Annotated in this window: 8 protein-coding genes; 5 read left to right on the top strand and 3 right to left on the bottom strand. The window is 41.4% G+C overall.

What is annotated here, in order from left to right; all coding sequences use genetic code 11:
- Positions 1 to 244: 244 nt before the first annotated feature.
- From J1G40_RS16410 to pth, 3 genes are all read left to right on the top strand, one after another.
- Positions 245 to 1,186 carry a ribose-phosphate pyrophosphokinase gene (locus J1G40_RS16410; RefSeq protein ID WP_265243747.1) on the top strand — a complete coding sequence of 314 codons (942 nt, stop codon included), beginning with the start codon at positions 245 to 247 and terminating at the stop codon, positions 1,184 to 1,186.
- A gap of 80 nt (positions 1,187 to 1,266) precedes the next feature.
- Complete coding sequence (locus tag J1G40_RS16405) at positions 1,267 to 1,947, top strand: 50S ribosomal protein L25/general stress protein Ctc (protein ID WP_265243746.1); 681 nt, start codon at positions 1,267 to 1,269, stop codon at positions 1,945 to 1,947.
- Positions 1,948 to 2,029: 82 nt separating this feature from the next.
- Entirely contained in the window at positions 2,030 to 2,659 is a 630-nt protein-coding gene (pth, locus tag J1G40_RS16400; protein ID WP_265243745.1) for an aminoacyl-tRNA hydrolase, read from the top strand.
- Between the two features lie 6 nt (positions 2,660 to 2,665).
- On the opposite strand, the gene J1G40_RS16395 is transcribed toward pth, so the two are convergent.
- Together J1G40_RS16395 and J1G40_RS16390 are read right to left on the bottom strand one after the other, a co-directional pair.
- The gene (locus tag J1G40_RS16395) at positions 2,666 to 3,349 is read right to left on the bottom strand and encodes a hypothetical protein (RefSeq protein WP_265243744.1); all 684 of its coding nucleotides are present in this window, start codon (positions 3,347 to 3,349) and stop codon (positions 2,666 to 2,668) included.
- Positions 3,346 to 7,119 (bottom strand): reprolysin-like metallopeptidase, encoded by a 3,774-nt coding sequence (locus tag J1G40_RS16390; protein ID WP_265243743.1) that lies wholly within the window; start codon positions 7,117 to 7,119, stop codon positions 3,346 to 3,348. Before J1G40_RS16390 ends, J1G40_RS16395 begins: the two co-directional genes overlap by 4 nt.
- Before the next feature lie 49 nt (positions 7,120 to 7,168).
- Between J1G40_RS16390 and J1G40_RS16385 the strand changes: the two genes are divergently transcribed.
- Both J1G40_RS16385 and J1G40_RS16380 read left to right on the top strand, forming a co-directional pair.
- Complete coding sequence (locus J1G40_RS16385; RefSeq protein ID WP_265243742.1) at positions 7,169 to 8,113, top strand: bifunctional riboflavin kinase/FAD synthetase; 945 nt, start codon at positions 7,169 to 7,171, stop codon at positions 8,111 to 8,113.
- Positions 8,114 to 9,427 (top strand): HTTM domain-containing protein, encoded by a 1,314-nt coding sequence (locus J1G40_RS16380; RefSeq protein WP_265243741.1) that lies wholly within the window; start codon positions 8,114 to 8,116, stop codon positions 9,425 to 9,427. It abuts the gene before it with no gap.
- Between the two features lie 5 nt (positions 9,428 to 9,432).
- Here the strand turns inward: J1G40_RS16380 and J1G40_RS16375 are convergent, their stop codons facing one another.
- Positions 9,433 to 9,813 carry a VOC family protein gene (locus J1G40_RS16375; RefSeq protein WP_265243740.1) on the bottom strand — a complete coding sequence of 127 codons (381 nt, stop codon included), beginning with the start codon at positions 9,811 to 9,813 and terminating at the stop codon, positions 9,433 to 9,435.
- Positions 9,814 to 9,862: the final 49 nt, after the last annotated feature.

The following is a 9,862-nucleotide window of genomic DNA, read 5'->3' as shown; positions in this document are numbered from 1 at the left end:
TGATATGGCATATACCCAAACCATAATCCAAAATTTCAATCCAGCGCGCCTGCCTGCCGGCAGGCAGGTCTACCAGTTCCGCCACCGAGGCATCTTGTGCTGAAAGGACTGCAAAACTATAAAATATTTTTAATCGGCAGGCTAAAATTCCACACATTTATCCCTTGCAACCAAAATAAATTTCTAAATTTGCACCTCCTTAATAAAAAGGGTGTCCAATTCGTTGGAGTAGAATTAGATAGATATGTCCTATACCGTTCCGGAACCTAAAATATTTGCATGTACCCAAAGTGCCGCTTTGGCAGAAAAAATTGCCAAGGCCTATGGGGCCGATTTGGGTAAAGTATTATTTTCCAGATATAGTGACGGGGAATTTCAACCCTCCTTTGAGGAGTCTGTTCGAGGGGCCAGGATTTTTATCATTGGTTCTACCAACCCAAGTTCTGAAAACTTAATGGAGATGTTGTTAATGCTAGATGCCGCAAAAAGGGCATCTGCCAGGCATATAACAGCTGTTATGCCCTACTTTGGATGGGCCAGACAAGACAGAAAAGACAAGCCCAGGGTGCCTATTGCCGCCAAGTTAATAGCGAAAATGTTAGAAGCAGCAGGGGCCACCAGGATTATAACCATGGATTTACATGCAGATCAGATTCAGGGCTTTTTTGAAAAACCCGTAGACCATCTCTTTGCCTCTACCCTTTTCTTACCTTATCTGAAAGAACTGGGATTAGATAACCTGACAATAGCCTCACCAGATATGGGAGGTTCAAAAAGAGCCTATGCCTATTCCAAGGCGTTACAAAGTGATGTAGTTATTTGTTACAAACAAAGAGCCAAAGCAAACGTAATTTCGCATATGGAACTCATTGGTGATGTGAAAGGGAAAAATGTGGTTTTGGTAGATGACATGGTAGACACTGCAGGAACACTGACAAAGGCAGCAGATTTAATGATGGAGCGTGGCGCACTTAGTGTAAGGGCCATCACCACTCACGGTTTATTGTCGGGGAATGCATACGAGAAAATTGAAAAATCACAATTGTTGGAATTGATTGTCACAGATTCTATTCCGACCAAAATACAAAGCGATAAAGTAAAGGTGTTGAGCTGTGCTCATCTTTTTGCAGATGTTATGCACAGGGTACATCACAATACTTCTATAGCATCTAAATTTTTAATGTAAACTTTTTGGCTTGTATGGCCATTTGGCCTGGCAAGTTGAGAGTTTCATAAATATGAATTAATCAATAATTAATAATTTCAATGAAATCAATTACAATCAAAGGATCAGAAAGAGAAAGCGTGGGCAAGAAGGCAACGAAAGCCCTACGTAATGCTGGAAAGGTCCCTTGCGTGGTATACGGAGGGGAAAAACCATTACACTTTTCAGCAGATGAACTAGCGTTCAGAAATTTAGTGTACACCCCTAACGCCCACACGGTGAAGGTGGATTTGAAAGACGGCCAGAAAGTAAAAGCCGTTATGCAAGACATCCAGTTTCATCCTGTAACCGATAAAATTCTTCATATAGATTTTTATCAGTTGTTCGATGATAAGGAACTCACTATGGATATCCCGGTTAAATTAGAAGGAAATTCTCCTGGAGTTAGAAATGGTGGTCGGTTGCTTTTCAGAAAAAGAAAATTGTCTATCAAAGCCCTTCCGGACAACCTGCCGGATTTCTTTGATGTGGATATTTCTACATTGAAAATTGGAGACAATATTACTGTGGAGTCTTTGTTATCGGAAGATTTTACCATTTTGCACCCGGAATCTACTGTAGTAGTTCAGGTTAAAACGCAGCGTGCTGCAGTAGTTGTTGAGGACGAAGATGAAGAAGGTGTTGAAGGAGAAGAAGGTGTTGAAGCTACAGCAGAAGGAGCTGAAGGCGCTGCTGAAGGCGGAGCTGCCCCTGCAGAAGGTGGAGAAGCCGCTTCGGAATAAAGAATAACTTGTTCATATATTCTTAAAAAGCATCACGTCAGCGACGTGATGCTTTTGTATTTTAGAGCAGCGAATAAAAAGCATGTTTCAATTCTTTAATTTTCTCTTTAACAGGAAGAAACAATATTCAGAAGAAGTAGACCCAATGAAAAAATATTTGATTGTTGGCCTGGGTAATATTGGTGATGAATATAGTAACACACGCCATAATATTGGTTTTCAGGCCTTAGATGCTCTTGCACAAAAACAAGAATTTATTTTTGAAACAGGCAGGCTTGGGGATGTCGGGACTTTTAAAATAAAAGGGCGTAGTGTTTTGTGCCTTAAACCATCTACCTATATGAACAGGAGCGGCAAAGCCTTGAAATATTGGATGGAGCAGCAGAAAATTCCCCTGGAAAATGTTTTGGTTATCACCGATGATATCAACCTTTCCTTTGGCCAGCTAAGGCTTAAAACCAAAGGAAGTGATGGAGGTCATAATGGCCTGAAAGACATACAACACAATTTACAGACCACCAATTATAACCGTCTCCGAATTGGGGTGGGATCAGATTTTTCTAAGGGGCGACAGATAGATTACGTCCTCGGCAAATGGAGCGAAGAAGAAACTGCGGCCCTGGAAGAAAGATTGGTTAAGATCACGGAACTCATTAGCTCATTTGTGTTGGCCGGGGTAAAAATCACCATGAACCAATTCAACAATACTTAAAGCCAATTATAGTGCTTTAAAGGTAAATATTCCGGAATCTGAGGTATTCCCTTCACTATCCCGGCTTAGCACCTTCCAATAATAAGTAGTATTAGAAACCACAGCCACCTTAATACGCTGCACACTTACACTTGGTGACGCAACCAAATCCACCGGCGGCGATACACTCCCGAAATAAACTTCATATCCAACAATGTCCCCATCAATATCGGCTCCAAACCACACTAGTTCCACTTCATTATTAATGTCTTTAATAACTCTTGATCCGGATTCCGGATGTACAACCTGTGCAGGAAAAGGAGGATAGGTAATGGCAAAACCGGCATTGTAAAACTGCCAGACTGCACTTGAAGCAATATCTTCTGTTTCATCATTCCTGCTTACCACAGACCATGAAAAGGGAGCTCCCTTTACTAGTGGCAATTGTGCAAAAAGCGAAGAGGTACTCACAGTCTGAGTAATATTAGAAGCCGTATTGGTCACCCTTAATTCGTAGGTGTCTGTATGCTTGGCGGCCTGCCAGGAAAATTCTACCCTGCTGGTTGTTGCATTGAGATCTACCCCTGTATTACATTCAGAATTCTCTAGGGGAAAGGTCAAAAGAGCAGCTACAGGAGGCTTTGGAGATTCCTTTTTTTTGCAGGTCAAAACCAGCAGGCTCAAAACCACTAGAGCAAAATACTTTTTCACCTTCTTATTACTTTATGACTACTTCTTATACCTTCCGCACTAATTCCTAATAAATAGATCCCGGAAGGTAATTCATTTAGATCTAATAGAATTTCTGCACCATTTACGTTGTGTTGTACTCTTTTTACTAATCGGCCGTTCATGGCATGAACGGTAACTACTGCCGTACCCACATTTCTACCCAAAAAGACAGTAGGGCCTTCATTAAATGGGTTGGGATAAACAATAGGGTCTTCAGAAATAAATATCTGCTCATCATAAGTGCCCTGGCAAGGTAAATCAGTACTGACTTTTAACGTATTTACACCACTTTTTAAATCTAATACTATCTGGGACTGTGCCACCTGCACCACAATTCCGTTCAATTCAACTGTATAGGATGATGCACCTGATAAATTTAATGTGGCCTGCAAACTGCTCTGATCAAGAACAGATGTAACCATTAATGGTTCGGGTTCCGAGACGACTGTATCAAAACAAAAAGGCTCAAAATCATTTGTCCCGTCATTTCCGGTTATACAGATAGAATACGTACCTGCCATAAGGTTCTGGATGTCATAATTGTCTGCAAAACTATCATTGATGGCAAGTCCATTTCCGGAAACACTCAACGTATAATCCATAGTCTGCGCAGCAGTTATAGTGATATTTCCATCATTGCTGCCAATACAAGAGATACTCTGAATGGCAATATTGAAATTGTCTGTAGGGAATCTGTAAACAGGACAACCATCTGTATCTACCTCCGTCCCAGGAGGAGTACCTAAACAAAGGTCGTCCCCATCATCAAACACCCCATCCCCGTCATCATCTGGTCTAAAGACCCCTTCCCCGCAGATTTCCAGACTAAACCCAACTAACTGACCCCCATCTGAAGGAGCGGTATCCCTGATTTCCAGGACCCACTGCCCCAGTAAAGATTCTCCATTAAACGAGGAAAGTGCTCCCAAAGGTTGTATTATACCGCTTATCCCGGAAGGCCCTCCACAACTGAAATTACTTCCCTCATCATCGAATACGGCATCAATATCTGTAAAATCATCGCAAGAATTGGAAGTAAGCTGTATGGTTGTACCCGAAGGAGAAGTTAAACTAATCACGAGATCTCCTAAAAAGGAATGTTCAATATCCAGTAATACATTAACATCGGTAACCGGTAAATCATTAAGAAAAGTTATTCCCCTGGTAACCGTCGGCGTTCCAGTAGAAGATATGGTAATGGGTAACCCGGCTGCAGATAATGTTTTGCAGTTTACTTCGATTGTTGTAAAACTGAAGGCGGCTCCAAAACTACCCTCCCCACAACTATTTTTCGGTTTTACCCTCCAGTAATAAGTACTGGCACTATTGGTGTTTTCTGGAAGATATGAATTGGTATTTACTTCTACGACCTCAATTGTATTGGTAAATCCCGGATCAGTAGCTATTTCCAATTCATAAGTGGTAACCCCTTCCTGTTGTTCCCATTCAAGTTCAGCAAACCTGCTCACTTCTGTAGCATTATTCACAGGAGTTGTAAGCACTACATCTGTAAACACTGCATCTAATATGTTAAGTGTAAGTATTACTTGCTTGGTAATAGAAGCAGAAACTGCTCTTACTGTAATTGGATAACTTCCTACGGCTACCGCGGCGGTATTAGAAATATCGAGAACTACATCTGTATCATTATCCGTAGCAGTAACCGGGGTAAAAGTAATTCCGAGGCCGGAAGGAGCTCCTAAAACATCGAAAGTAACAGCTTCATTAAAACCTAAATATGTTTCATAATTAAAGGGAATTGCGAGGTCATCTGGCTGGCATACTTCATGCTCAAGACCTTCAAAACTCAAAACCACTTCAGCGGTATCAATTGTAAAATTCGCCGCATTGACAGCAAAGAAGATATTATTTCTTGCCTTTACCATTATGCGCCCGGCAACAGTAGCCGTGCCAGGGATAATTATTTCGTGCTCGCCGTCATTGATCACATCTTCATCAAGGGTCAAGGGGAATGTGATTCCTCCATCGGTAGAAAGAAAAATATCCACAAATTGGGCATTAATGGGCGACTTGTTCGTATTGGCAATATCCCAGCTAACGGTTTGTACAGTTCCTGCAACATAGGTCTCGGTCGCGACTTGTGAAGTCACGGCAAACGGTCCCGAACTATTTATGACATCTACCTTTACAAGATCCGATACCACCTGCCCACCACCGGCCGCATTATCCCTTACAGTTAAGGCAAAATTAAACTCTCTGGACACATCTGATACGGTCTCCCAGGCCGAATTTAGTGAAGGGTTAGATTGTGTCAGGTTACCCTGTGCCACTTCCGTTAATTTTGGAAAATATCGGTTTGGAGAGGTACTGGGTTGCTGTGATCGGAAATTAGCCCCATTAGGTCTGTTAGGGCCAAAATTACTACTGGTAACAACGCCATTATCTATTTGCTCCCAGGCATAGGTAAGCACATCTCCCGTATCCACATCTGTTGCACTGCCAGACAAAACAAAAGCAGTTGATCTGGGTATAATAAAATCTCCTGTCGGACTTATGACAGGTGGCGTATTGCTCAATGCTGTTGTTACAGCACAACTGGTGGTTTCCAAATATTGTGCAATCTGCAAAATGCTGAAGTAATGAAAATAATCATCTCCATTGAGCGCAACATTATCTTCCCCGGCAATTCCGGCATATCCCATAATAGTTGTTCCGCTACCCGGTTCTGCCTGCACCGATGTCCCTTCATCGTCAAAAGACCAGGTATGATTAGCCCCAAACTGATGTCCTAATTCGTGAGCTACATAATCCAGATCAAAACGATCTCCCTGAGGGATCAGGGCCGATGCAAATGCACTCCCCTTTTGATTATCCACACAGACCGATCCGATAAATCCTGAATTCCCATTGTCCGGAGCCCTGTGAAATAAGTGCCCAACATCATAATTGGTCGCTCCTATATTTGCTGTCAGTGTATTTTGTACCTGTGTATTCAGATTACCATTATACGGATCTGTTGTGCCATCTGTAAAAATAACCGCATCTGTATTCGCCACTAATTCCAGGGTCACCGCCAAATCTGCCTCAAAAACAACATTTACCCTTGTAAGTGTGGCATTTATAGCCCCTAGTGCATCTGCTACCGTACCGCCGTGAAATTGTGTATACTCGCCGGTTGCAGAAACTGCAATCCTATATTTTCTAAGTAGCTGATCATCCGCTAATTTCGCTGTAGATAAATTTGCGCTTTTGCCAATATTCGCCTTGGTAGAGCATATAAAGTTCTTATCTGTACTTATTTCGTCCTCCCTGTTGTACAGCACATAGGTTTTGCCTTCACGAGTTGTTTTTTGCAAAAAAGAATTCTCTTCGTCGGCATTTACCATCATGGCCTCAATACCATTGTGAGACAGGCTGAAGTATATTTTATCCTGCTTATTATTTTGTGCATATCCTCGATACGATTTAATACCAGGATATTTAGCCTCCAAAGCAGGTGATAAAACCGATTTCTCCCTAACCACGTAAGCAACCTGCTGCCCATTTTCATTAGGGAAATATATAATTTTCTGCCTACCTTGTTGCTGGGATATTTTTGATAGTTCTTCCCTAATTAATCCGGTTTCCAGAGTGTAGGTACTGGCTTGTCTAATATTTAATTGTTGTAAGGCAGGTGAAGCCGAAGATGTAGTAAAACCCTCATTTTTCCAATACCCGCTCTGTGCAGAGGAGTAAAAGGAAAGAAATCCTATGGTAATTGTTAAAACAAGACGTAATTTTGGATTCATTTCGGGAATTTGAAGCATTAAATGTAAGTCTTTTTATTATTTTAATTCTGTGGTAATAGTCCAAAGCATTTCCAAATACGATAAAAAGCGAGCAACCGCCATTACTATTGGTACTTTCGATGGGGTGCACATTGGTCACAGAAAGATACTGGAACGTCTCATAAATAGTGCCAAAAAACGCAATTTGCAGGCTACTGTGCTTACATTCTTCCCTCATCCGAGAATGGTCTTACAAAAAGATGCCGGCATCAAGCTGCTGAATACCATGGAGGAAAAAGCCCTGATTATGGAGCAAATAGGGGTAGACTACCTGATTATTCATCCCTTTACCATGAAATTTTCACGCTTATCCGCTACAGATTTTGTTCGTGATATTTTAGTAAATAGTTTAAAAACCAAGAAGGTCATTATTGGCTACGACCACAGATTTGGTAGAAACCGTACTGCAAATATCAATGACCTGGTTGCCTTTGGAGCCGCGCTGGACTTTGAAGTTGAAGAAATCCCTGCCCAGGAAATAGATGACATTTCTATTAGTTCTACCAAAATCCGGAATGCTCTTGCAGAAGGGGATATTAACACTGCCAACAGCTACCTTGGATACCCATACATGCTTACCGGAAAAGTTATAAAAGGGAAAGGTCTGGGAAAAAAATTAAACTTCCCCACTGCAAACCTCTATGTGGAAGAACAGTATAAACTGATCCCAAAAAATGGGGTGTATGTGGTAAAGAGTATTTTCCAGGGAGAACAGATTTATGGTATGATGAATATCGGTTATAATCCTACCGTTAATATGGAAAAACCCGAAGAAGCAGATCAGAAAAGCATAGAGATCCACTTTCTAAATTTCGAAGGGAATCTTTACGATGAAAAGCTTCAAGTTCAAATTTTAGAACGCATCAGGGACGAGCATAAATTTGATTCACTGGAAGCCCTGAAGCTGCAGTTACAAAAAGACAAAGAGACTTCGCTGGCCATAATCTCACGCTAAATGCTAGATCGTATTCTGCATAAAAAGATTGATAATAGTCCGCTCATCCTGTTTCGGATTTTATTCGGCATCCTTATCAGCCTGGAATGTTATGGCGCAATAATTACCGGATGGGTACGGCGCGTGCTGGTTACGCCCCAATTTACATTCTCTTTTATAGGTTTTGAATGGCTTCAACCTTTGCCGGGAAATGGAATGTACTGGTATTTTATAGTTATGGGTACCCTTGGTCTGTTAATCGCATTTGGGTATAGGTATCGCTTTGCAATTATTTCCTTCACCATACTATGGACGGGGGTGTACCTTATGCAGAAAACTGCCTATAACAACCACTATTATTTGCTTATTCTGATCTCACTTATTATGTGTTTTCTCCCTGCACATACCAGCCATTCCCTGGATGCCAAAAAACATCCTGAAATAGGAACAAATGCCATGAACCAATACGTAAAGTGGATCTTTGTTCTTCAGCTCTTCATGGTATATACCTTTGCCTCAATTGCCAAATTATATGCCGATTGGCTCAACTTTGGTTTTATTAAAATATTAATGCAGAGCAAAGCCGATTATTTCCTCATAGGTGATTTTTTGCAGCAACTCTGGGTGCATAAGATTATTGGATTTACCGGAATAATTTTTGACCTGCTGGTGATCCCTGCACTATTATGGAAACCTACACGCAAGTTGGCCTTTATTGCTTCAATATTTTTCCACTTATTCAATTCCGTGGTATTCCAGATTGGGATATTTCCTTACCTCTCGCTTGCCTTCACCGTCTTCTTTTTTGAGCCGGAAACTATTAGAAAGCGCTGCTTTAGAAAGAAACCGTCGTATAGTACTGGCGAAATACATGTTCCTTCGTATAAAAATGTCTTGCTGTTAATAGGCGGGATATATTTCACTATTCAGTTATTGCTGCCTCTAAGACATCATTTCATAAAGGACAATGTCTTATGGACCGAAGAAGGCCATAGAATGAGCTGGCGCATGATGCTGAGAAGCCGGGCAGGTACCGTCAGGTTTAAAGTAGTAAACAAAAAGACCGGTGCATCGCAATTCATTAATAAAAATGACTACCTCACCAGAAGTCAGACCAGAAAAATTGGCGCCTACCCGGATTTTATCTGGCAGTTTGCCCAGAGGATTAAATCGGATAATGCAAAAATGGGGGTTGACGTTGCAGTTTATGTCATTTCAAGAGTTCGCATTAATGGAAAAGAATCAAAACCATTCATTGATCCGGATGTGGACCTGGCGGCAGAGAAATGGAATCATTTTAAACACCACGACTGGATCCTGCCTTCGGAGAAATAACAAATTCAGAATTTAACGCTGCGCTGGCATAGCTGCAAAGGCATCCCCCAGGGATCTCTGAGCATAACCAGGAGGCTTCCATCTTCTTTCCTTACCTCCTCTGCAAAAGTTGCCCCGGAATTCATTAACCGCTCTTTGTCCTTTTCTGCATCTTCGGAAACAAATGCCAGATGAAAAGTCAGCGGATGTTGCTTATTAAAATCCGTGATCAACTCATCAGGTCTGTGATATAACTCCAGAATTACCCTCCCGCTGGTATCGCTCAGGAAGGTCATATAAGGAGCCTCCTGTTGACGACTAACGACTGTTAGCGCCAAATGGGTTGTATACCAATTCACCACTTCATCAACGGCAGCTATATTCAAGGCAAAGTGTTCAAAAACCATCGGTTTATCGCTATTTATTTACTTACAACACAAATATATATCTTAAATC

Origin of the sequence: Muriicola sp. Z0-33, from assembly GCF_026126425.1 — a bacterium.
Classification (GTDB): domain Bacteria; phylum Bacteroidota; class Bacteroidia; order Flavobacteriales; family Flavobacteriaceae; genus JAFMPW01.
This window is presented reverse-complemented; position numbering and strand designations above follow the sequence as displayed.

What these genes read in the sequence shown, in the direction of transcription:
- J1G40_RS16410 (WP_265243747.1), top strand. Translation starts at nt 245, where the DNA reads ATGTCCTATACCGTTCCGGAACCTAAAATATTTGCATGTACCCAAAGT.
- J1G40_RS16405 (WP_265243746.1), top strand. Translation starts at nt 1,267, where the DNA reads ATGAAATCAATTACAATCAAAGGATCAGAAAGAGAAAGCGTGGGCAAG.
- J1G40_RS16380 (WP_265243741.1), top strand. Translation starts at nt 8,114, where the DNA reads ATGCTAGATCGTATTCTGCATAAAAAGATTGATAATAGTCCGCTCATC.
- pth (WP_265243745.1), top strand. Translation starts at nt 2,030, where the DNA reads ATGTTTCAATTCTTTAATTTTCTCTTTAACAGGAAGAAACAATATTCA.
- J1G40_RS16375 (WP_265243740.1), bottom strand. Translation starts at nt 9,813, where the DNA reads ATGGTTTTTGAACACTTTGCCTTGAATATAGCTGCCGTTGATGAAGTG.
- J1G40_RS16390 (WP_265243743.1), bottom strand. Translation starts at nt 7,119, where the DNA reads ATGAATCCAAAATTACGTCTTGTTTTAACAATTACCATAGGATTTCTT.